Source organism: Paraburkholderia sejongensis, from assembly GCF_020880815.1.
Lineage (GTDB): Bacteria > Pseudomonadota > Gammaproteobacteria > Burkholderiales > Burkholderiaceae > Paraburkholderia > Paraburkholderia sejongensis.
The window spans coordinates 126,580-149,126 of the sequence record NZ_JAJITD010000019.1; the positions used below are offsets into that span (position 1 = coordinate 126,580).

Consider the following 22,547-nt stretch of genomic DNA (forward strand, 5'->3'; position numbering starts at 1 on the left):
GTGCCGACTGTCAAACCGGCGAACGGCAAGTTCGACCGGGGCAGCAGGCAAGCGTCAGGCAGCTTCGAGCAGCGGTTCGAGGATTTCGGCGCAAATCATCGCCGATGCATTCGACGGCGCGGGCCGTTCCGCCGGCTTGAACACCGCGTCACCGCGGCGGATCTTGCGACGCGACACCGCGCAGGTGCCGGAGGAGTGCGCCGAACGGCGGCGCCAGCGTTGCTCGCCATAATGGCAGCGACCCGGCTCGACCCAGCGGATAACCAGCGTCGTGTCGGAGCTTTCGAGAATTTCGATGCGCACGCCATTGGTACCGTCAAGGGGGATGGACTCGAGGGTCATCATCATCGGCTCCGTTTTGTGAAGTGCCGAATTTAGTCCTGTGCGCGCATTAGAGCCATTGTGCCCCCGTTGAAACACTGTTCTTTAAACAGAAATAATTACGGGTGCGGAACCTGATTGAGAGAAATAACAGGCGTTGAATGCTTTTTTATGTGAGTTTTTAATAATGCGCATTTTTGCAACGCTGTGTTGTCCGGCACGCGACGAGAGGCCGGCCCGGAAAGGGCGCCAGCGCTTCCTTTAAGATGTGGCTGTGCAATGGCGACCTGACGCGTCAGTTTAGCGGGTTTGAATTTTTCAGGTCGGCGCGCGCACACCCCCGAAGACACCAGAGTTCACATGAGTTCACGCCCACCCGCCGTTCCTCCTTCTCCCGAATCGTCGCCGATTGCCTCGGAGCGCCTGAAAAAACAGAAAGCCGCGTCGCTCGTGCTGTATATCGGGCTGGTCCTGCTGGCCCTGTGGGTCGTACGCGGTTTCATCGTGGTGGTCGCGTGGGCCGGCGTCGTCGCGATCGCGTTGTGGCCGTTGTTGCACAAGGTCTCGAACAATCGCTGGTTCAGAGGCCGCACGACGCTGCTCGCAACGGTGTTCACACTGCTGATCGCGCTGCTCGTGGTGCTGCCGGTCGGACTTGGGATCGCCCAGGCGCTGCGCGAGGCTCATGAGTTGAACGACTGGTTCCAGAGCGTGCGCGAGACCGGCATTGCGGTTCCGCAATTCGTCGAGCGTCTGCCGTTCGGCGCGCAGCAGATCACCGCGTGGTGGCAGGCCAATCTGGCTCAGCCGCTGCGCGATTCGGCCGCGATGAAGGGGCTGCACAGTCCCACGGTGATGTCGCTCGGCCGGCATTTCGGCGCGCGCGCACTGCACGCGGGGATGGTGTTCGCGTTCATGCTGATCACGCTGTTCGTGATTTTTCAGGCCGGGCCGCGGCTGTCGGGTTCGTTGCTGAAGGCCGCCCGGCGCGGCTTCGGCGACAGCGGCGCGGACCTCGTCGCGCATATGGCGACCGCGGTGCGCGGCACGGTGTCGGGGTTGGTGGTGGTCGGCGTCGGCGAGGGCGTGCTGATCGGCATCGCCTATTTCGTGACCGGGCTGCCGCACGCGGCGCTGCTCGGCCTGATCACCGCGATCGCCGCGATGCTGCCGTTCTGCGCGCCGATCACGTTCGGCCTCGCGGCTTTGTGGCTGCTCGCGCAGGGCTCGCTCGCCGCGGCGATCGGGCTGGCGGTGTGGGGCTCGGTGGTGGTGTTCGTCGCCGAGCACTTCGTGCGGCCGGTGCTGATCGGCAATTCGACCCGGCTGCCTTTCCTGCTGGTGTTGTTCGGAATTCTCGGCGGCGCGGAGACGTTCGGACTGCTCGGCATCTTCATCGGGCCGGCGCTGATGACCGTGCTGATGGTGCTGTGGACCGATCTGGTGCAGTAGCGCGGCCCTTGCGCTACCTCAAGGCCGCTGATTCGATGGATGCTCCGTTGCCGGCGGCTTCACACAGCCAAGCGTGTACTTGAGCGCGGTGGGCAGCAGCGCGCTCCACACGTCCCACGTATGACCGCCGTCGATGATCCGCAGCGCCGCCGGATTGCCGGCGAGCCGCAGATGCGTATAGAGCAGCGACGCCTCGGCCTGAATGTCGAGGTCGTCGTCGCCCGACGCGATGAAAATCGGCAGGCGATACGGCCGACTCATATAACGATCCCACTGCGCCGGATAGTTCAACTCGTGCCACAGATGCGGATCGAACTGCCGGTCGCCGAACACGCCCACCCGCCGCGCCGACGACGCGCGCGGCGGCTCGTTCGAGTAAATCGCCGGACTGAGCAGCAGCGCGCCGCAGAACAGTTCGGGTCGCGTCAGCGCGTAGCGCAGCGCGCCGAAACCGCCCATCGATACACCGCCGATCATCCGGCCGCCGCGTTGCGTCGCGACCGCGTAGTGCGTTTCGATCTCGGGCAGCAGATCGTCGAAGAACGCGGTCTCCATTTTTTCCTTGCGATCGACGTACCAGTCGGTGCCGCCTTGCGGCATCACGATCACGACCGGCGGCATGTCCTTATGCTCGATCAGCGCGTCTGCGGCCGTTTGCAGATGGCCTTGTGTGACCCAGTCGTTGGCATCGCCGTTATTGCCGTGCAGCAGGTAGAGCACCGGCTGCCGCGGGCCGTCCGCGCGATAACCGGTCGGCAGATAGATCGTGAAGTTCCAGTCGCGGCCCAGCGCGTCGGAATGGAAATTGTGGCTCGTGACCGTGCTGGCGAACGCGGGCGCAGCGGCGATGACGGCGAACAGAACGAGGGCGGAATGGAAAAATCGACGCATGTCAGTATCGAAGAGCGGCGCGGGCGGCCGCCATGCTATCAGCATTGACGCCGGATTTGAGATCGGTGGCGGAGGCTTCCCGCCCGGAACCCCGCACCCAAAACGCCTTTATCAGGCCGACGTCCGCAGCCGTTCCGCGACGAAGCGACCGACCAGCCGCTTGAACGGTTCCACCGCGAGCGCAACCGCGAGCAGCGCGCCGACCGCCGCCGCATCGGCGAGCAGCCCGAGCGGGTAGTTCAGATAACCGTCGGTGGCCCAATACAGCACGGAGTCGATCACCAGCGAGATCACCGCGCCGGCGATGAAGCACAGCAGCCCCTGACGCCCGATCAGCCCGACCCACGGCAGCCGGCGGGCAATTCGCTTCGCCCAGCCCAGTTCGATCAGATTCGCGGTGAGCCATGCGATCGCCAGGAAGTTGCCCGCGCGCAGGTACGACAGGTTCTGCTTGAGGATGCCGGGCAGCGGCGCATGCATCAGCACCAGCTTGTAATAGGCGGCGCCCGCGACCACCACGAGCGCGAGCACACTCGCGAGCCAGCCCAGTCGATGTGCGCTGATGCGCTGATAAACCGGCTGGCAGCGCGCGAGCACGCCCAGCACGAACAGCAGTTGCCATGCGAACGGGTTGAAGTCCCAGTGCATGTCCGGCGCCGCGGGCAGGTATTGGCCGATGGTCGGCGCGGCGGCCCACAGCGCGATGCTGCCGGCCAGCAGCAGCCACGGCTTGCTGCGTGCGAGCGGCAGGATCGCCGGCACCAGCAGCGCGAAGAACGCGTACATCGGCAGCACCGACGCGAGGTAGGGCTGGCGGCGCAGCAGCACGATGTCGCGCAGCGCGGCGAGCGGGGTGGCGAGCAGATCGTCGAGGTCGGTGGTGGCGAGATTCGGCCCGTCGATACTGAACGCGGTCAGCACCGCGCTGACCAGCAGCATCAGAGCGGCGGTGACGAGAAACGCGCGGTAGATTTCGAACGAGCGGCGCAGGAAGCGCTCCCGCGCGATCGTCTCGTTACGCCGCTCGGCGAGCGCCGCGTACGCGGTGGCGGTCGCGAAGCCGCCGAGGAACACGAATACCTCGGCCGCGTCGCACAGCGCGTACGCATGCAGCGTGGCGCGCGACAGGATGCTGCCGCCGATGTGATCGACCACGATGATCAACAGAACGAGGCCGCGGAAAAAATCGAGCTCGATCAGACGGGACGAGGATTTTTGCATTGTTCGTGTCAAAAGCAGCCCCGTGCGACGGCGCGCTGATGCAGCGCGGCGGGCGTCTCACAAGGCTTTTTATATGGGGTTGGATACTGCGGCGGCGCGGCGCCCGATCTGTGGGAGCACCCGCGGCACGCGTCGCCGGCTCGACCGGGCTCAGTTGGAGGCGCGGTGTCGGCGGGTTGTAAAGATGACCGTTGCCGCGGCAAGTGGTTCCGTTGCGTCGCAGCAAAAGCGCCCGATTATATTTCTTTCCATGACAAACGCGGGGCGAGCGATGCAGATCGCACTGCCGCTTACCCGAAGCCGCGGCGGGAAAAAAGTAGGAGCCGCACGCAGTGGAGAATTAGCAACAATCTCCAAAATCGGCGCATCCTCTCATGGACGGGCCGGCACGGTCGTGTGACGATTTCCGGAAAGCGAAGCACTGCGGCAGCGGTCGCGAGAACCGCGTGAAAGTGCCGAAAACAGGCGGTAGCAAGAACAAGTGGCCGGATCGAGTTGTCCCATCACTCGAGGTGCAGGGAGATCATCATGAACAAGCAAGTGTTCGCGCTGGCTGTCTCCGTTGCTGCGTCTACCGGTTTCGTCGCGCCTGCCGGCGCGCAGACAAGCGTCACGCTGTATGGCGTGATCGATGAAGGGATCAACTACACGAACAACGTCGGCCGCGGGCATGTTTATGAACTCGCGAGCGGTCTCGCGCAGGGCAGCCGCTGGGGGCTCAAAGGCGCGGAAGATCTGGGCGGCGGCCTGAAAGCGATCTTTCAGCTCGAGAGCGGTTTCGACCTGAACTCCGGCCGGCTCGGCCAGGGCGGCCGGATGTTCGGCAGGCAGGCCTTCGTCGGTCTCAGTTCGCTGCCGTACGGCACGCTGACGTTCGGCAGGCAATACGATTCGGTCGTCGATTACCTCGCGCAGACCACGGCCAACGGCGCCTGGGGCGGCGAGCTGTTCTCGCATCCGTACGACAACGACAACACCGACAACACGTTCCGCCTCGACAACACCGTCAAATATACGAGCCCGTCGCTGTCCGGCTTCCAGTTCGGCGGCACCTACAGCTTCAGCAACGACACCAGCTTCGCCAACAATCGCGCATACAGCGTCGGCGGCCAGTATGCGTACGGCGGCCTGCTCGTCGCCGCCGCCTATCTGCAGGCCGACAATCCGGGCCACGGCTCGAACGGCGCGATCACCGCCAACGACGCCGGCTTCGTCGCGACACGCATGCGCGTGTTCGGCGGCGGCCTCACGTATTCGTTCGGGCCGGCGACGGCCGGCTTCGTCTATAGCAATTCGAACTATCTGCAGCCGACGGCCAACGGCTATCTCGGCATCGAGCCGCTGGTGCCGCTCGTGCCCGCCACGCCGCCGGGCGTGCTGCTCAATTCGCTGAAGTATCAGAACTTCGAAATCAACGGCAAATACCAGTTCTCGCCGGTGCTGTTCGTCGGCGCGCAGTACGTGTACACGATGGAGACCTACGACGCGTCGAACGGGGGCGTCAAGCCGCGCATCCATACGTTCGGGCTGATGGCGGACTACAACCTGTCCAAGCGCACCGACGTCTATCTGCAAGGCGCGTATCAGCAGGTCACCGGCGATTCGACGTTGTCGGTGCTCGACTACGCGTTCATTCCGGGCACGCAGTCGCCGTCGTCGACGTCCAGACAGGTCGTGGTGCGCGCGGCGATCCGGCATAAGTTCTAGTCTGGTTTCAGCACGCGGGTCCGCGACTCGCACAAAGCCAGTCTTCGGTTTCGAAGGCTGGCTTTTTTGTTGCCGGTCGCCGCTCCGCGCCGTCTGCCGATCACCTTCCGCGCACGATTCAAGTTCCACGCGCGTATGCCGATAAGCCGACTATCAAAAACTCTGAAAATAGCTTCGGCCGGTGCTCGCACGGGCGCTGCCGGGTCGACCCGGCGCGGTCGCCGTTACGACTTCAACGGCACTCGTAACGTCTGTTTCAGAGTGTTTGGGCCGGCTCGTTTGTATTAAAAGGCAATTTACAATCCGGCCAGCTTTTTGAACGGCGGCTCACGCATTCCACGAATCTACAAAGCAGGAGTCGAACAGAATGAGAAAACGTTTCGACCGCACGATAGTGGCCGGTGTCGCGGGCGTCTGGGCCGCACTGGCGCTCGGCGGCTGCGCGAACATCGGCCAGCAGAACGCGCAGGACGGCGCGGCTACGAATGTCGCCGCAGCTTCCGGCGCGGCGGCGAACGGCGTCGGCGCAGCCGCGGCCACGCTGGCGGGGTCCGCGCCGCTGCCGTCGGACGCCGACGGCAACGCGGCGTCGAAGAAGGCGCCGGTGCTCGTCTATCGCGTCAGGCGCGGCGACACGCTCGCCCGCGTCGCGCAGCATCATCACGTGAGCGTCAAGCAGTTGCAGGCATGGAACGGATTGAAGGCAGCGGCGCGGCTCAAGCCGGGGCAGGTGCTGCACGTCGCATCGCCCGAAACGGCGCGCGCGGTCCGCGAAGCCAATGCGAATGCGGCGGCCGCGCGGGCGGCGGCGTCGGCGCAGGCCGGCCCGCAGAACTCGTCACAGCTTGCGGGCCAGCAGCCGGCTGCGGCGGCCGCGCCGGCTGTGGACGCCGCGGACGTTCGCCAGGTTACGCAGGAAACCCGCCGCCATGCGAGCAGCGTAACGCTTGCGTGGCCTGCCGCGGGACGGGTCGTCGAAGCGTTCCAGCCGGGCGAGACGCGCGGCATCGAGATCGGCGGCAAGGCCGGCGATCCGGTGCGCGCCGCCGCCGACGGCAAGGTGATGTACGCGGGCACCGGGCTCAACAGCTACGGCAGCCTGATCATCGTGCAGCACAACAAGGATTTTCTGACCGCGTATTCGCACAATCGCAAGCTGCTGGTCAAGATGGGCGATGTCGTTCGCAAGGGGCAGCAGATCGCCGAGATGGGCGACGAAAGCAATTCGCGGGTGTCGGTCGGCTTCGAGCTGCGGCGCGACGGCAAGCCGGTCGATCCGCTGCCGTATCTGCCGCGGGGTTGAGCATTCCCGTAAAAGCTCACCGTGGTTTTATTCAGTAAAGCCAGGTAATTTGCTGGGGCGGCCTATTCGCCGTTTCGCCGCTGCGGATAGGCGACGAAATTCCACCGCCGCGCGCTCGCATTCTTACGAGCCTGGTACAAAACGCCTTCGCATAAGGGCTATTCGTGTTGGCGTGGGCATCGAATGCGACCGCTTCTCCACTCATTGACTCAGCGCAGGCGCTAAGCCGCGCGCCGGCCAACTGCGCGTCCCGGAGTTGAAACCGCCGTTTCAACGGTGAGGAAATCCGGGAGCGCGCGGTCGGCAACTCCTGGCTACGACGCCGCCTGCACCCCACGCAGCAGCCGCGCGACTTCGCCGTGGGAATGCAGGATCGCCGGATCGGCCTGCAACAGCGGCAGATAGCGCGGCAGAAAGCTGTTGTTCGGCTGCTCCGACGAAAACAGACCGACGACGCCTTCGGCGGTCGCGCGGCGGTCGGCCTCGTCGGCTTCCGCGTCGTCGAGAATTTCGTCGACGCTCGCAATCACCGTCGACAGCGGCGCCAGCCAGCGAAACCCGGACCCGTTGATCAGCACCTGCAGGAACCCCGCCGGCGTGATCGGGCCGAATTCCTTCTCATAGGCGGCGCGTTCGTGATCGAGAATCGCCTTGTGCAGCGCGAGCAACGGTCGGCGGATCTCGGAAAGGAATTGAGTGCATTGCGGGTCGTTCATCGGCGGCTCCTGCGGTTGAAGTGACGCGGCGCTCTCGTGCATCGCACTACGGGCATAGTGCGCAAGGCGAGGTCCGGCGCGCCCGTCACGCTGACGGGGAATCCGTCGATGGTAACGCATCGAATCGGTGCGCGTTTCACCTCTCTCACCGCGTGCCGCGCGCTTAAAAGCACGCTTGCGGTTCCGCGACTACAATCGGCCGGTTTGCTAGCGACGCTCGCGCGCTCACAGGCCGCGATGCAGCCCGCATTAGCGCGACCTGCCGAACAAAACCGTCGACTTGTCACGCTCTGTGCGGCGTCGCGATCCAAACCGCGTGGACCACAACAACATTCACCCCGGAGCCGCTCATGACAACGTTCAATATCAACGGCGCAACCCATACCGTCGACGCCCCGCCCGACATGCCTTTGCTGTGGGTGCTGCGCGATCTGGTCGGCCTGACCGGCACCAAGTTCGGTTGCGGCATCGCCCAATGCGGCGCCTGCACCGTGCATCTCGACGGCGTCGCGGTACGTTCCTGCGTGTTTCCGGCGGCCGCGGTCGGCGATAAAAAAATCGTCACGATCGAAGCGGTCGGCGACACGCCCACCGGCCAGAAAGTCCAGCAGGCCTGGCGCGAACTCGACGTCGTGCAATGCGGCTACTGTCAGTCCGGGCAGGTGATGTCGGCCGCTTCGCTGCTGGCGCGCAACCCCAATCCGAGCGACGCCGATATCGATGCCGCGATGGCCGGCAACATCTGCCGCTGCGGGACCTACCATCGCATCCGCGCGGCGATCAAGCACGCCGCGAAGGGGGCCTGACATGTCCCGCGGATTGCTCGAAGCACAGAACGGCGCACAACGGTCGCCGGCAGATATCCAGCCCGCGCGCGGCATGTCGCGGCGCGGCTTCCTCAGATTCGGCGTGACGGTCGGCGCGGCGGCCGGCGGCGGTCTGCTGCTCGGCTTCAGCATGCCGGCCGCCAGCCAGGACCAGAAGGCGGGTAAGAGCGTGATCGGCGGCGATGCGAACGAGGCGCCGCAAAGCGGCGTGTTCGCGCCGAACGCGTTCATCCAGATCGACACGGCCGGCAAGGTCACGCTGGTGATCCCGAAGGTCGAGATGGGCCAGGGCGTCTACACGTCGATTCCGATGCTGATCGCCGAGGAACTCGAAGTGCCGCTCGATTCGGTCACGCTCGATCACGCGCCGCCGAACGAAAAGCTCTTCATGGACCCGCTGCTCGGCGGCCAGTTGACCGGCGGTTCGACCTCGATCCGCTTCGCGTGGGAGCCGATGCGGCGCGCCGGCGCGACCGCGCGCGTGATGCTGATCAACGCGGCCGCGCAGCAATGGCAGGTCGATCCGGCCAGCTGTCGCGCCCAGGCCGGGCAGGTCACGCACGCGGCCAGCAATCGCAGCGCGAGCTACGGCCAGCTCGCGCAGGCGGCCGCCGCGTTGCCGGTGCCGCAGAACGTCGCGCTCAAAGATCCGAAGGACTTCAAACTGATCGGCACGCCGGCGAGGCGCCTCGATTCGCCGGAGAAAGTCGACGGCACCGCGATGTTCGGTCTCGATGTGCGGGTGCCCGGGATGGTCTACGCGGCGATCGCGACCTGTCCGGTGTTCGGCGGCACGCTCGCGAGCGTCGACGATACGCATGCGAAAAAGATTCCCGGCGTGCGCGAGGTGATCAAGCTCGACAACGGGGTAGCGGTGATCGGCGACCATACGTGGGCCGCCAGGCGCGGGCTGCAGGCGCTCGACATCAAGTGGAACGAAGGCGCGGGCGCGCAACTGTCGATGAAGCGGATCGTCGACGATCTCGCCGCCGCGTCGCAACACGGCGGCGCGGTCGCGCGCAAGGAAGGCGACATCGGCCGCGCGTTCGACAGCGCGAAGAGCCGCGTCGACGCGGTCTATCAGCAGCCGTTCCTCGCGCACGCGACGATGGAGCCGGTCAACTGCACGGTCCACGTGCGCGCCGACGCGTGCGAAGTGTGGCTCGGCTCGCAGGTGCCGACGCGGGTCGTCGATACCGCGGCGGCGGTCACCGGCCTGAAGCCGGAGCAGATCGTCGTGCACAACCATCTGCTCGGCGGCGGCTTCGGCCGGCGGCTCGAAACCGACATGGTCCGCCAGGCGGTGAAGGTGGGCAAGCAGGTCAGCTCGCCGGTCAAGGTCGTGTGGACGCGCGAGGAAGACATCCAGCAGGACATGTACCGGCCGTACTACTACGACACGATCTCCGCCGGGCTCGACGCGAACGGCAAACCGGTCGCGTGGCAGCACCGGATCGCCGGTTCGTCGATCATGGCGCGCTTCGCGCCGCCGGCGTTCAACCACGGGCTCGATCCCGACGCGGTCGAAGTGGCCGCCGATCTGCCGTACGACCTGCCGAACCAGCTGGTCGACTACGTGCGCGTCGAACCGCACGCGGTGCCGACCGCGTTCTGGCGCGGCGTCGGCCCGACGCGCGGCACCTTCGTGGTCGAGAGTTTCATCGACGAACTGGCCGCGCACGCGAAAATCGATCCGGTGCAGTACCGGCGCAGCCTGCTCGGCAAATCGCCGCGCGCGCTGAACGTGCTGAACGTGGCCGCGCAGGCCGCCGACTGGGGCAGCCCGCTGCCGAAGGGGCAAGGGCGCGGCGTGTCGGTGATGCACGCGTTCGGCAGCTTCTTCGCGGTCGTGCTGGTCGTCGCGGTGGAGCAGGGCGAGGTGACGGTCAAGCGGGTCAACTGCGCGGTCGATTGCGGGATGTACGTGAACCCGAACACGATCGAGGCGCAGGTGCAGGGCGGCATCATCTTCGGCATCACCGCGGCGCTCTATAGCGAGATCACGATCAAGGACGGCCGGGTCCAGCAGAGCAACTTCACCGATTACCGGATGCTGCGCCTGAACGAGACGCCGCCGATCGACGTGCATCTGGTGAAAAGCGGCGAGGCGCCCGGCGGGATCGGCGAGCCGGGCACCGCCGCGCTGGCGCCCGCGCTGACCAATGCGATCTACGCGGCGACTGGTACCCGGCTGCGGCAATTGCCGGTCGGCCGTCAACTACATAGCGCGTGACGCAAGGGAGCCCGAGATGAAAACCAGTCTGAAGGGTGTTGGCGCGGCGTTGCGTGGCGCGCTGCCGTCTGTGGCGTCCGTGGCGTCGCTCGCGTCGCTGGCGCTCGCCGCATGGGTCGCGCAGACGCCGGCCCAGGCCGCCGCGAATTCGCCCGCCGATCAAACGCTGGTGCAGCGCGGCGCCTATCTCGCGCAGGTCGGCGATTGTGCGGCCTGCCATACCGCGCCGAAGGGCAAGCCGTTCGCCGGCGGTCTGCCGATGACGACGCCGCTGGGCCGCATCTACACGACCAACATCACGCCGGATGCGCAGACCGGCATCGGCGGCTACACGGAAGCGGACTTCATTCGCGCGCTGCGCGAAGGCGTCGCGAAAGACGGCCACAACCTGTATCCGGCGATGCCGTATCCGTCGTACGCGAAGGTCAACGACGCCGACGCGAAGGCGCTCTACGCGTTCTTCATGCACGGCGTCGCGCCGGTGCAGCAGGCCAATCGCGAGCCGGACATCAAGTGGCCGATGAACATGCGCTGGCCGCTGAAGTTCTGGAACCTCGCGTTCCTCGACAAGAGCACCTATCGCGACAAGCCGGGCAAGGACGCCGCGTGGAATCGCGGCGCGTATCTGGTGCAGGGGCTCGGCCATTGCGGCTCGTGTCACACGCCGCGCGGCGTCGCGTTCCAGGAAAGCGCGCTCGACGAAAGCGGCAGCGCGTTCCTGAGCGGCGCGCTGCTCGACGGCTGGTTCGCGTCGAATCTGACCGGCGAGCACAACGCGGGGCTGGGCCGCTGGAGCGACGAGGATCTGCGCACGTTCCTGAAGACCGGCGCGAATCGCCATGCATCGGCGTTCGGTTCGATGACGAGCGTGATCAACAACAGCACGCAGAATCTGAGCGAGGCGGATCTCGCGGCGGTGTCGACGTATCTGAAATCGTTGCCGCCGGCGGCCGGCACCGGCGCGCCGCCTTATGCGTACGATCCGCGGACCACCAAGGTGTCGCTCGAGCGTCCCGCCAACGATGCCGGCGCGCGCGTCTACACCGCGTATTGCCTGCATTGCCACGGCGCCGACGGGCACGGCTTCGCGCCGATGCTCGCGCCGCTCGCCGGCAATCCGAACGTGCTCGCGAAGGATCCGTCGTCGCTGATCAACGTGACGCTGAACGGCACCGGTGATCTGGTGATCGACGGCGTGCCGTCGCCGTTCCCGATGCCGGCCTTCGCGACGGTGCTCGACGACCAGCAGATCGCCGACGTGTTGAGCTTCGTGCGCGCGGGCTGGAACAACGGCGCGCCGGCGGTTGGTGTGGAGCAGGTGAGCAAGCTGCGCAAGTCGACACAGGCGGCGCAGTAGCGGTAGCGGGCTATTGAAAGAGCGGCTGGTTTGAACGGCACCCCGAAGGTTGGACAGCGATTCGACCTTTGGGGTGTTTTTTTATGACGAAGTGCAATGAGCGGTTCAGCGAGCAACCGTTCTATCAGCGGGCGGTGCGAGTTAATCGTTTGCTTTTTGTAGTTTGCTTTTTGTATCCACATTTATTGACGTTTTAGATCCATCGGACAAGTCACATTTTCATCTTTCAATGTGCGTATTCCGTCCAATTAACGATTGTTGACTTACTGCGAGCGGTGGCCTGCGTTATTTTTCGGCGGGTTAGATAATCACGCTACGCAGAATGAACAAGAATATGTTCCGGCTGGTTTTCAGCCGGTGCCGGGGTATGCTCGTCGCGGTTACGGAAACCGCCGTTGGCCACGGCAATGCAGACCGGGGCGAAACCCGCCCAGCCGCCTCGCGCCCACTCACGCTGTTCGCGATGCGCCACGCGGCATTTGCCGCGCTGGTGCTGTGCGGACTCGCGCCTGTGTTCGCGGATGCACAGATCGTATCTTCAGGCACGCACGCGCCCAATGTCATCCAGACGCAGAATGGCCTGCCGCAAGTCAATATTAATAAGCCGTCGAATGCCGGGGTGTCGGTTAATACGTATTCGCAGTTCGATGTGCAGAAGAACGGTGCGATTCTGAATAACTCGCCCGTCGTCACGAACACACAACTTGCCGGGCAGATAAACGGTAACGCAAACCTTTCTCCCGGCCAGTCCGCGCGGATCATCCTGAACCAGGTCAACAGCAATTCGCCGAGCCAACTGCGCGGTTTTCTGGAAGTGGCCGGTAGCAAGGCCGAAGTCGTCGTGGCCAACGGTTCGGGCATCGTGGTCGATGGCGGCGGCTTTATCAATACGACGCGCGGCATCCTCACCACCGGTACGCCGATGCTCGATGCGAGCGGCAACCTGACGGGCTTTAACGTCACCGGCGGCACGATCTCGGTTCAGGGTGCGGGATTCAATGCATCGAATATCGATCAGGTGGATCTGATCGCGCGTGCGGTGCAGGCCAATGCGGCGATCTATGCCAACACGCTCGATGTGGTCACCGGCGCTAACCAGGTCGATCACGACACGCTCGCCGCAACATCCATCGCAGGCAATGGCGTGGCGCCCGGCGTGTCGATCGATGTGTCGCAGCTCGGCGGCATGTACGCGAACCGGATCGTGCTCGTGGGCACCGAGAATGGTGTCGGTGTCTCGAATGCGGGTGTTATCGCGGCGCAGGCGGGCGATCTCACGCTGACCACCGAGGGCCGGCTTGTCCTCACCGGCAGGACGACCGCGAGCGGGGACCTCAATGCGTCGGCGGCAGGCGGTGTCGATAACAGCGGGACGACGTACGCGCAGCAGTCGGTCTCAGTCACGACGCCCGGCGCGCTGACAAATAGCGGCACGCTGGCCGCGCAGCAGAATCTGAATGCGACCACGGGCAGCGTGGCATCAACCGGGACGCTCGGCGCGGGTATCAATGGCGATGGATCGGTTGCGCAGTCGGGCGACATGACGCTCAGCGCGAGCGGCATGCTGTCGGCCACCGGCACCAATGTCGCCGGCGGTAACGCCACGCTTCAGGGGGCAACGGTCAGTGTTGCGGGCAGCAGCACGGCCGCGAACGGCGATCTCGTGCTGATGGCGGGCGGTGGCGACCTGAACGCATCGGGCGCGAAGATCGAAGCCGGCAACGCGCTAACGGCCTACGCGGCAGGCACGCTCGACACCAGCGCCGCGACGCTCGATGCCACCCGGCTCTCCACCCAGGCCGCGAACCTGACGAACCGCAACGGCACGATTACGCAGACCGGCACCGGGCCGACAACCGTGAACGTCTCCGGCACGCTCGACAACACCGGCGGCACGCTCCAGACCAATAGCGCGAATCTCGCGCTCGGCCCGGCCGCGCTGCTCAACGATAACGGCACGATCACGAATTCCGGCACCGGCACGCTGTCGGTCGATTCGGACACGCTGTCGAACAACGGCGGTACGCTGGCGACGAACGGCGCGCTGGATATCCGCGCGGATGCGGTGTCGAACCGGGACGGCATGCTCGCGGGGCAGTCGACGGCCACGCTCGTGGTGGGCTCGCTTGATAACAGTGCTGGCGGCTATGTCGGCGCACAGGACGTCTCGATTAGCGACTCGGGCGCATTGAACAACGCAGGCGGCACGGTGCAGGCCGATGGTCTGCTCAACGTCTCGGCGCAGACGGTCGGGAACGATGCCGGCACGATTGCAAACGGCGGCACGGGCACCACGGTCGTGAACGCGAGCGGCGCGCTGAGCAACACCGGTAACGGCTTCATCGGCGGCAACGGTGACGTGTCGGTCTCCGGCGCGGGCATCGCGAATACGGGCGGCACCGTAACGGCAGGCGGCGCCGCGTCGGTCACGTCAGGCGGTGCGCTCGACAACCGCGCGGGCTTCATCCAGGGCAACAACGCGGCGGATGTGTCGGCACAGGGCGCGCTCGATAACAGCGGCGGCCAGATCGAAGCGAACGCCGCGACGGCGAGCCTGGCGGTCTCGGGAGCCTCGGTCGACAACGCCAACGGACGCATCGCCAACATCGGCACCGGCGCAACGCAGATCAGCGCGGCGACGGTGACCAACGCCAATACGGGCGGCGTGGCCGGCGCGGGGATGATCGGCGGCAACGGCGATGTGACTGTGAACGCGCGGGCGCTGTCGAACACGGACGGCGCGCAGATCGTGTCGGGGCACGATCTGACGCTGAACGCGACGCAATCGGTGGATAACACGGGCGGCTCGCTATCGGGCGCGAGCGACCTGACGCTCAACGGCGCGCAAGCGGCAGTGAGCAACGCGAACGGCTCGATCCACGGCAACGGTGTGGTCAGCCTCGATACCGCGTCGCTGGACAACACGTCGGGCAGGATCGGTAACGACGCGGGCAGCGGCGGCAGCGTAGCGATAACGAGCGGCACCCTCACGAATCAGGACGGCGCCATCGGCAGCGACGAGGACCTGAGCCTCACAACGAACCAGCTGACCGGCGACGGCCGCATCGTGGCGGGCCGTGACGGCGCGGTCACCATCGACGGCGATTACACGCAGAGTGCGGCGAACCGGATCCAGGCCAATCACGACCTGTCGTTCACGACGACCGGCGACTTCACCAATCAGGGCACGCTCGCCGCGGTCAACGCACTCACGGTCAATGCGGCCAACGTGGACAACCAGGCCGGCGCGGACCTCAACTCGTCCAGCACCACGGTCAACGCGGTGAACGCGATCACCAATGAAGGCCGGATCGAAGGCGATACCGTCACGACGAACAGCGCCACGCTGACCAACACCGCTGCCATCATCGGCAACACGGTGACGCTCAACGGCAGCCAGTCGATCGTGAATACAGGCCCAGCAGCGATCATCGCCGCCGCGTCGGAACTGAACCTGTATTCGCCCGGCGACATTTCGAATACGGCCGGCGCGAACATCTTCAGCCTGGGCGATATCCACCTCGCCGCCGATGCCACGCGCGACGCGAACGGTCTCCTCGCCCACCGCAGCAATTCGCTCACCAACGACCAGTCCACCATCGAGGCTCAGGGCAGCGTCGAGGTCGCCACGCAGACGCTGACCAACTCGCGTCCCGCGCCGACGGTTGAGACCGTGACGACCGATGTCGAATCGGTTCACCAGACCAAGCGCGACAAATACATGGCCTGCACGCCGACCAACGGCGACGGCAATGCAGACTGCGGCGATGCACTCTGGTCCGGTCCCTACAAGACGCCGCTCACGGCGACCTACGCCGCCTCGGATGTCGTTTCGGAAACCTCGGGCCCGAACGCGACCGACCGCGCGCTCGTCGTGAACGCGAACGGTGTCCAGCAGACGATCTGGTTCAACACGTCCACGACGAATCCCGATGGTTCGGTCACGGTCACCTACTGGGACGGCTACGACCCGAACATCAACTACGATCCCGCGACCGAATATCCGGTGCGCAGCGATGGACACAATGGTTACCAGCGCGTGGAGATTGCGCGCGATACGACAACGACCACGCAGCAGGACCAGATCGTCGGTCCGCAGGCGCAGCAGGCGCAACTGCTCGCAGGCCGAAACCTGGTGCTGGCGAATGTCGGCACGCTGAACAACAGCTACAGCGCGATCGCCGCGGGCGGTTCGATCCAGATCGGCACAAGCAGTCAGGATGGCGAAGTTTCCGGCGGCGCCGGCAATTACGGCGGCACCACGGTCAACAACACTGGCCAGACGCTGTATCAGTACCAGCGTCAGGACATCGTGTCGACCTACGCGTGGAACGAGAACATCACCCAGGACGTGGGCGCGGTCGTGCAGCCGTCGATCGTGCTCGCGCCGGTGGCGATCGGCGGCACGGGCGGCACGATCATCGCGAACAATGCGGTGCAGATCAGCGCAACCGACGTCAGCAACACGAACGTCGCGGCGGCGAACTCATCGACGGGCGCAACCGGCGGCACGCTCGGCGCGAACCAGCTGATGACGGGTACGCAGGTCAGCGCGCCGCAGAGCGTCGCGAACAGCACGGGCCAGCTCGACATCAGGCTTCCCACGAGCGGGCTGTACACGTACCAGAGCGCGCCCGATGCGTCGTACCTGGTCGTCACCGATCCGCGGCTCACGAGCTATACGAGCTTCATCTCCAGCGATTACATGCTCCAGCAGCTTGGGCTCAATCCGCAGCGCGTGGAGAAGCGTCTTGGCGACGGCATGTATGAAGAACAGCTGGTGGGCGAGCAGATCACGCAGCTGACCGGGCGCGTGTATCTCGAAGGCTATACGGACAACCTCGAGCAGTACCAGGCGCTGATGACCAGCGGCGTGAACGTCGCGCAGCAGTTCGGCCTCGTGCCCGGCATCGCGCTGACGGCCGCGCAGATGGATGCGCTGACGAGCGACATTGTGTGGCTGGTGAGCCAGAGCGTCACGCTGCCGGATGGCTCGAGGCAGCAGGTGCTCGCGCCCGTCGTCTACCTCGCGCAGACCCATGCGAATGACCTGCAACCGACCGGCGCGCTGATCGCAGCCGATGACGTGGAGATTCGCGCGACGGGTAGCGCGACGAACAGCGGCGTGATCAAAGGCGGTACGCAGACGGTGGTGAGCGCGACGGACATCCTGAACCGTGGCGGCACCATCGGCAGTAGCGGTACGGACGGAACCACGGTCGTTTCCGCGACCAACGACGTAGTGAACGCGTCCGGCATGATCAGCGGCAATCGCGTCGCGGTGCTGGCGGGCAACGATATCGTCAGCACGACGCTGGTCGACGTCAACGGCATCAGCTCGGCGGCCGGCGACAGCAAGGTCAGCCAGACGCTGCTCGGCGCGCAGGGCACGATTGCATCGACCGGCGACATGGTGATCGCAGCGGGCAACGATCTGACCGTGCGTGGCGCGAACATCAGCGCGGGCGGCGCTGCGCAGATCAGCGCCGGTCATGACATCACGGTCGATGCGGTGCAGTCCACCACATCGCAGTCGCTTGCGCAGAATCACCAGCATCACTGGGAAGAGAGCACCGTCATCAACCAGACCAGCGCGATTTCTGCTGGCGGTGACCTCGCGATACAGAGCGGCAACGACGCGACGTTCAAAGGCGCGACGGTAACCGCCGGCGGCGACATGGCGGTCGTCGCGAGCGGCAACCTGACAGCGACCACGGTCACCGATACCGCGAAATACGACAACGTCGCCACCGACGGCAGAAGCCGCAAGGAAGTCGATCATACGTACGACGAACGGTCGGTCGGCAGCAGCTTTACGGCGGGTGGGAATGCGACGCTCGGCGCGGTCAGTAGCGATGTGGGCAAGGGCAACGTGACGCTCACGGGGTCGAGCCTGACAGCGGGCATGACGAACGGCGTGGATAACGGCACCGGAACGGCGAGCATCGCTGCGACGGGCAACGTGACGATCAACGAGGCTCGTGAGGAGCACGACAGCTATCAGGCAGTCCAGTCGAAGCGCGGCAGTTTCGTGAGCGGCTCGACGATCGATACCACGCAGGACACGCACGCCAATGTCGCCGTGGGAAGTCTCGTATCGGGCGATACGGTCGATATCCAGGCCGGCAAGGATCTGACCATCAAGGGTTCGACGGTCGTCGGCACGAACGACGTGAATCTCGCCGCGGCGGGCAACGTCACCATTACGACTTCGCAGGACACGCAGAACACGGCCACGAGCTACGAAAAGCATCAGTCGGGGTTGATGTCGAGCGGCGGTGTCGGGTTCTCGATCGGCAGCGCGTCGCTGAAGGAGACGACGCAGACCTCGCAGGTGACGAACAACGCGAGCACGGTCGGGTCGCTCGACGGCAACCTGACGATCAATGCCGGCAATGATCTGCAGGTCACGGGCAGCGACCTGGTCGCGGGGAAAGACGTCACGGGCACGGCCGCCAACGTGACGATCGACGCCGCGACGAACAGCTACCAGACGGCCGAGAGCCAGGAGACGCACAAGAGTGGGGTGACCCTTGCTCTGTCGGGCAGCGTCGGCGATGCGATCAACAGTGCGATCCAGCAGACCCAGGCAACCCGCGATAGCGCGGGCAACGGTAATGATCGCGCGGCGGCGCTGCATGCGATCGCCGCGGTGGGCAATGCGGGGATTGCGGTTGCTGGCGTCACGGGTGGAGCGCTGGCCGGACAGAACCCGAGCATTGCGGTTCAGCTGAGCGTCGGATCGAGCCAGAGTAAGAGCAACTCGTCGGAAGTCCAGGCCACGCAGCAGGGTTCGAGCGTGACGGCGGGCGGTGCAGCAAGCTTCATCGCGACCGGCGACAGCACGGCGGGCAGCGGGAACATGACCATTGCCGGCTCGAACGTCAATGCGAACGATGTGCTGCTTGCCGCGAAGAACCAGGTGAACATCGTCAACACGACGGATACCGATTCCAAACGTAGTTCGAATTCCTCATCGAGTGCGAGCGTTGGCGTGTCGTACGGCACGAACGGTTTTGGCGTTTCGGCTTCGATGTCGAATGCGCATGGCGATGCGAACAGCGACGCGGCGATCCAGAATAACTCGCATATTACGGGCACGAATAGCGTTGCGATGGTTTCGGGCGGCGACACGAATATCATCGGTTCGGATGTCGCGGGCGGGACGGTGACGGCGAACGTCGGTGGCAATCTGAACATCGCAAGCGTGCAGGATACGACGGCGAGCGCCGCGCATCAGAGCAGCGCGGGCGGCGGATTCAGTATCAGCCAGGGTGGTGGGAGCGCGAGTTTCAGTGCGCAGAATGGCCATGCGGATTCGGACTATGCGCAGGTCAAGGAGCAGGCGGGTATTTATGCGGGAGATGGCGGGTTCGATATCAACGTCAATGGCAATACCGATCTGAAGGGGGCGGTGATTGCCAGTGATGCGGATGCTTCTGAGAATTCGCTGACGACCGGCACGCTTACCTTTAGCGATATCGAGAACCGGTCGCACTACAGTGCGACGAGTAATGGTGTCAGCGTGGGTGGAGGCGTCGGCAGCACAGGCAAGGCAACCGGCCCCGGCTCGGTCGGCGGCTCCGGTGGTGTGGTGCCGATGATGTCGCAGAACGAAAACGGCGATGAGAGTGCAACGACGCGAAGCGCGATTGGTGCGGGTGCGATCAACATCACGAATGGGGCTGTGCAGACGCAGGACCTCGCGAGCCTGAGCCGTGATACGACCAACACCAATGGCACGGTGTCATCCACGCCGGATGTGAATAATCTGCTGTCGCAACAGGCGGATACGATGGCAGCCGCGCAGGCGGCGGGTCAGGTTGTTGCGCAGGGGATTGGAGCGTATGCGGATGTGAAGCGGAATGTGGCGCTGGCATCGAGTGATCAGGCGACGGCTGATGCGTGGGATGAGGGGGGATCAAACCGTGTAGCCCTTCACGTCGTCGGTGGAGCGCTGGTCGCGGGGCTGGGCGGTGGAAGTATCGGAAGTGCGGCAGCAGGCGCGGCAGGGGCGGGATTTGCGTCGGCGTTTGCGGGAAAGCTGAACGGTCTTGCAGACCAGATTGGCGACGCAACGGGCTCGATGACGCTGGGTAATGTGGTGTCGAACGTGCTGGCCGGCGCAGGCGGTGCGCTGGTGGGTGGAAGCGCGGGGGCGTTCACGGCGTCGAATGCTGACCTGTACAACCGCAGCACCGGCAACGCCGATGGCAAGGGCGGCACAGGCAGCGACTTCCTGGATCGTCTGGGCGATGCGATCAGAAGCACGGCGGATGATCCGCTCGGCGCGTTGAATCACGCGCTGAACAGCATCGTTCCTGCGCCGGGACAGCAGCCGGACGCCGACCCCAATCCTCTGGTACAGGCTAATGACAACGGCAAGCCGCCGGCTACGGGCGGGGCAGTCGTGACGCCACCCGCAGTGGTTTGTACGCCCAATGCAGGCTGTGTCATGACGCCTGCCGTGACGACGCCCGGAACACCGGGGTATGCTCCCGGTAATGCGACGTTGAACAGTGGCGATAACGGAGCTGGAGGCAATGCTCAAAGCGATGTCAATTTGGCGTCGCCTGATCGAACTGACCATATCCTGACAGGGGATGCAACGGGTGGTGGCCATCAATGGCCTGGAGGTCCCGGTAAATCGGTGTTTCCGCAAGACTGGTCGTCGTCGAAGATCATGAACGCTGTCTCGGATATTGCTACCGATCCATCTATTCCTGAAACGGTTCAAGCCAACGGCAGAATAGTTAAAAATGGATCTGTCGATGGCATCGACATTCGTGTAGTTATAGAGCCGGCCAGTAAGGGCGGCGGAATCGTTACGGCATTCCCCACAAACGTTCCTAGAAATCCGAAATGACGAAGCAACAAGAACACTATGATGAAATCGAGCGATTGATGCGTGAATCGCTCGCTCGGGTTGAAAGCGACCTCTCTAAACAAGACTACAAGGACATTGCTGAATATATTGACTTCGGAGAGTATGGAGTGGCGTATGAATTGCTGATCTGCATTCTTGACAGGCAGCAGATAGGTCACCCGGAGTCATTGAAAATCGCAGGGAAATTGATGGGTATGAGTAGTTGATGTGCATGTAGCAAACCCGTTTTGCGCCGGGTTTGCTGTTTGCAGCGTCGTTCAATCCGGCGTGATGACGAGCCAGCCGTACTGGACCTCGATTCGCATGCGCTGTCCGGGTGGAAATCCGGCCTGCTCAAGCCACATACCGGCGATACGCAGTGCGGGCGCACAATGCAGCGACGCGACGCTGAATGCGGCGATTCAGGCGCAGGGAGCTGATGCGGCTGTGGCCTCAGAGAACGTGGCGATTTACGGCACCGCTGCTGTGGGCACAGCGGCTGCGGTCGCGCTTGCTCCGGAAGCCCTTGCCGGGCTCGCCCTGATCCCTGGGGCACCGATCTTCAGTTCGGGAGGGGCGCTGGGTTCTGCCGCACTGGCTTCGGCCAATGGTACGGGTGCCATTAGTGCAGTCATCAATGCGGGTTCGCAGTACGCCCAGATCGGCAAAATCAATCCGGTGGATGTAGCGGGAGCTTATGCCACAGGTGCGATCGGCTCTTCCGGTGGGTTGCTGTGGAACATCGACGTGAATACGCTAGGTGGTGGAGTGGCCACAGCCTTCGATAATTATTTTTATGGTCAGAATAGCGGAATTGTTTCGTCAGCCATCACAAGCGGAGTGCTATCCGGTTTGGGGTACGGGATTGGCAAGGCAGCCGAAAATGGAGCAAGCGTACTCATAAAACCTGGACTCAATTCTGCAGACTGGGCGTCGACTGGAGTATGGACAGGCAGTGGCTGGAATCTCTTTAGACCAAATTCTGCAGCAGTTGCGATTGGTACATTGGCAGGTGGTTCAGGGCAAGAAATTGCAGGATCTGCAGCACAGAACTTGCCGCAATCTAATGGACAGAAAAAATGAAACGGTGGTTGCCGCCCATGCGGCCCGCGCTTTTTCTACTGCATCAAACTCCTTCTTACTGCCTGGTCTGTGCCAGCACCGTATCAAGCAGCTCGGACACAAAGCGTTGCCCCGCCTTCGGTAGTTGACTGATTGCCTCGAGTTGCTGTTGCAGCTTCGAGGATGCGCCGGTTTTAGTGTGTTGCGCGACGTTTTGCCGGAGCAGTTCATCTGATGACAGTCCGAGTGTTCGGGTCAACTCTGGCAGTAACGAGATCGGTAGCCGCAGTCGTCCGCCTTCGTAGTGCGCAAGCGTCTGCAGGGCGATGCCAAGCTTCGCGGCAAGTTGTTGCTGGGTAAGTTCGTTGACCTTGCGAGCGCTGGCGATGCATGCGCCCAACGCCCTCGTACTCTTATGGAAGCAGAGGCTATGCCAAACAGCGGCATTTCTGCTGCCGCGCAGGGTACGGGACCTATCCGTCATTTTGTGGGCGGGGCATATCATGAAGGACCAAGGTCATGGATATGCCGATGAAGAAGAAACGCACCGTCGCTTCGCAGGCAGCGGCCCGAGGGCCGCTGCCTGCCCTG

Annotated in this window: 14 protein-coding genes; 9 read left to right on the top strand and 5 right to left on the bottom strand. The window is 64.2% G+C overall.

Features of this window, described 5'->3' with window-relative positions:
- Positions 1–54 precede the first annotated feature (54 nt).
- Complete coding sequence (locus tag LJ656_RS29150) at positions 55–342, bottom strand: DUF3331 domain-containing protein (RefSeq protein ID WP_075304027.1); 288 nt, start codon at positions 340–342, stop codon at positions 55–57.
- A 339-nt stretch (positions 343–681) separates the two neighbouring features.
- Between LJ656_RS29150 and LJ656_RS29155 the strand changes: the two genes are divergently transcribed.
- Positions 682–1,773, top strand: a complete 1,092-nt coding sequence (locus LJ656_RS29155) for an AI-2E family transporter (protein WP_230512949.1) — start codon at positions 682–684, stop codon at positions 1,771–1,773.
- Positions 1,774–1,791: 18 nt separating this feature from the next.
- Here the strand turns inward: LJ656_RS29155 and LJ656_RS29160 are convergent, their stop codons facing one another.
- Both LJ656_RS29160 and LJ656_RS29165 read right to left on the bottom strand, forming a co-directional pair.
- Entirely contained in the window at positions 1,792–2,664 is an 873-nt protein-coding gene (locus tag LJ656_RS29160; RefSeq protein ID WP_230512950.1) for an alpha/beta hydrolase, read from the bottom strand.
- A 111-nt stretch (positions 2,665–2,775) separates the two neighbouring features.
- Positions 2,776–3,885, bottom strand: a complete 1,110-nt coding sequence (locus LJ656_RS29165) for an OpgC domain-containing protein (RefSeq protein ID WP_230512951.1) — start codon at positions 3,883–3,885, stop codon at positions 2,776–2,778.
- A gap of 528 nt (positions 3,886–4,413) precedes the next feature.
- Here LJ656_RS29165 and LJ656_RS29170 point away from each other — a divergent pair.
- Complete coding sequence (locus LJ656_RS29170) at positions 4,414–5,592, top strand: porin (protein ID WP_230512952.1); 1,179 nt, start codon at positions 4,414–4,416, stop codon at positions 5,590–5,592.
- Between the two features lie 367 nt (positions 5,593–5,959).
- On the top strand, positions 5,960–6,895 hold the full coding sequence (locus tag LJ656_RS29175; protein WP_230512953.1) for a peptidoglycan DD-metalloendopeptidase family protein: 936 nt from the start codon (positions 5,960–5,962) through the stop codon (positions 6,893–6,895).
- A gap of 314 nt (positions 6,896–7,209) precedes the next feature.
- On the opposite strand, the gene LJ656_RS29180 is transcribed toward LJ656_RS29175, so the two are convergent.
- Complete coding sequence (locus LJ656_RS29180) at positions 7,210–7,611, bottom strand: hypothetical protein (RefSeq protein WP_230512954.1); 402 nt, start codon at positions 7,609–7,611, stop codon at positions 7,210–7,212.
- A 350-nt stretch (positions 7,612–7,961) separates the two neighbouring features.
- On the opposite strand from LJ656_RS29180, the gene LJ656_RS29185 reads away from it, so the two are divergent.
- The 6 genes from LJ656_RS29185 (at position 7,962) to LJ656_RS29210 (ending at position 21,977) form a co-directional block, all read left to right on the top strand.
- Positions 7,962–8,417 carry a (2Fe-2S)-binding protein gene (locus LJ656_RS29185; protein ID WP_230512955.1) on the top strand — a complete coding sequence of 152 codons (456 nt, stop codon included), beginning with the start codon at positions 7,962–7,964 and terminating at the stop codon, positions 8,415–8,417.
- Between the two features lies 1 nt (position 8,418).
- Positions 8,419–10,671: a xanthine dehydrogenase family protein molybdopterin-binding subunit gene (locus LJ656_RS29190; RefSeq protein ID WP_230512956.1), complete on the top strand. Its 2,253-nt coding sequence runs from the start codon at positions 8,419–8,421 to the stop codon at positions 10,669–10,671.
- A 16-nt stretch (positions 10,672–10,687) separates the two neighbouring features.
- The gene (locus tag LJ656_RS29195) at positions 10,688–12,028 is read left to right on the top strand and encodes a c-type cytochrome (RefSeq protein WP_230512957.1); all 1,341 of its coding nucleotides are present in this window, start codon (positions 10,688–10,690) and stop codon (positions 12,026–12,028) included.
- A gap of 322 nt (positions 12,029–12,350) precedes the next feature.
- A complete protein-coding gene (locus LJ656_RS29200; protein ID WP_268998820.1) occupies positions 12,351–20,894 on the top strand; it encodes a hemagglutinin repeat-containing protein in 8,544 nt (2,847 codons plus the stop codon).
- Positions 20,891–21,121: a hypothetical protein gene (locus LJ656_RS29205; protein ID WP_230512959.1), complete on the top strand. Its 231-nt coding sequence runs from the start codon at positions 20,891–20,893 to the stop codon at positions 21,119–21,121. The genes LJ656_RS29200 and LJ656_RS29205 overlap by 4 nt, the downstream gene beginning before the upstream one ends.
- Before the next feature lies 1 nt (position 21,122).
- Positions 21,123–21,977, top strand: a complete 855-nt coding sequence (locus LJ656_RS29210) for a hypothetical protein (RefSeq protein ID WP_230512960.1) — start codon at positions 21,123–21,125, stop codon at positions 21,975–21,977.
- A 55-nt stretch (positions 21,978–22,032) separates the two neighbouring features.
- Here LJ656_RS29210 and LJ656_RS29215 read toward each other — a convergent pair whose 3' ends face one another.
- The gene (locus LJ656_RS29215) at positions 22,033–22,356 is read right to left on the bottom strand and encodes a helix-turn-helix domain-containing protein (RefSeq protein WP_230512961.1); all 324 of its coding nucleotides are present in this window, start codon (positions 22,354–22,356) and stop codon (positions 22,033–22,035) included.
- Between the last annotated feature and the right edge of the window lie 191 nt (positions 22,357–22,547).

Bases quoted from the DNA above. Each gene is read 5' to 3' on its own strand.
- LJ656_RS29150 (WP_075304027.1), bottom strand. From the start codon at position 342: ATGACCCTCGAGTCCATCCCCCTTGACGGTACCAATGGCGTGCGCATC.
- LJ656_RS29170 (WP_230512952.1), top strand. From the start codon at position 4,414: ATGAACAAGCAAGTGTTCGCGCTGGCTGTCTCCGTTGCTGCGTCTACC.
- LJ656_RS29195 (WP_230512957.1), top strand. From the start codon at position 10,688: ATGAAAACCAGTCTGAAGGGTGTTGGCGCGGCGTTGCGTGGCGCGCTG.
- LJ656_RS29200 (WP_268998820.1), top strand. From the start codon at position 12,351: ATGAACAAGAATATGTTCCGGCTGGTTTTCAGCCGGTGCCGGGGTATG.
- LJ656_RS29175 (WP_230512953.1), top strand. From the start codon at position 5,960: ATGAGAAAACGTTTCGACCGCACGATAGTGGCCGGTGTCGCGGGCGTC.
- LJ656_RS29165 (WP_230512951.1), bottom strand. From the start codon at position 3,885: ATGCAAAAATCCTCGTCCCGTCTGATCGAGCTCGATTTTTTCCGCGGC.
- LJ656_RS29185 (WP_230512955.1), top strand. From the start codon at position 7,962: ATGACAACGTTCAATATCAACGGCGCAACCCATACCGTCGACGCCCCG.
- LJ656_RS29160 (WP_230512950.1), bottom strand. From the start codon at position 2,664: ATGCGTCGATTTTTCCATTCCGCCCTCGTTCTGTTCGCCGTCATCGCC.
- LJ656_RS29190 (WP_230512956.1), top strand. From the start codon at position 8,419: ATGTCCCGCGGATTGCTCGAAGCACAGAACGGCGCACAACGGTCGCCG.
- LJ656_RS29205 (WP_230512959.1), top strand. From the start codon at position 20,891: ATGACGAAGCAACAAGAACACTATGATGAAATCGAGCGATTGATGCGT.
- LJ656_RS29180 (WP_230512954.1), bottom strand. From the start codon at position 7,611: ATGAACGACCCGCAATGCACTCAATTCCTTTCCGAGATCCGCCGACCG.
- LJ656_RS29155 (WP_230512949.1), top strand. From the start codon at position 682: ATGAGTTCACGCCCACCCGCCGTTCCTCCTTCTCCCGAATCGTCGCCG.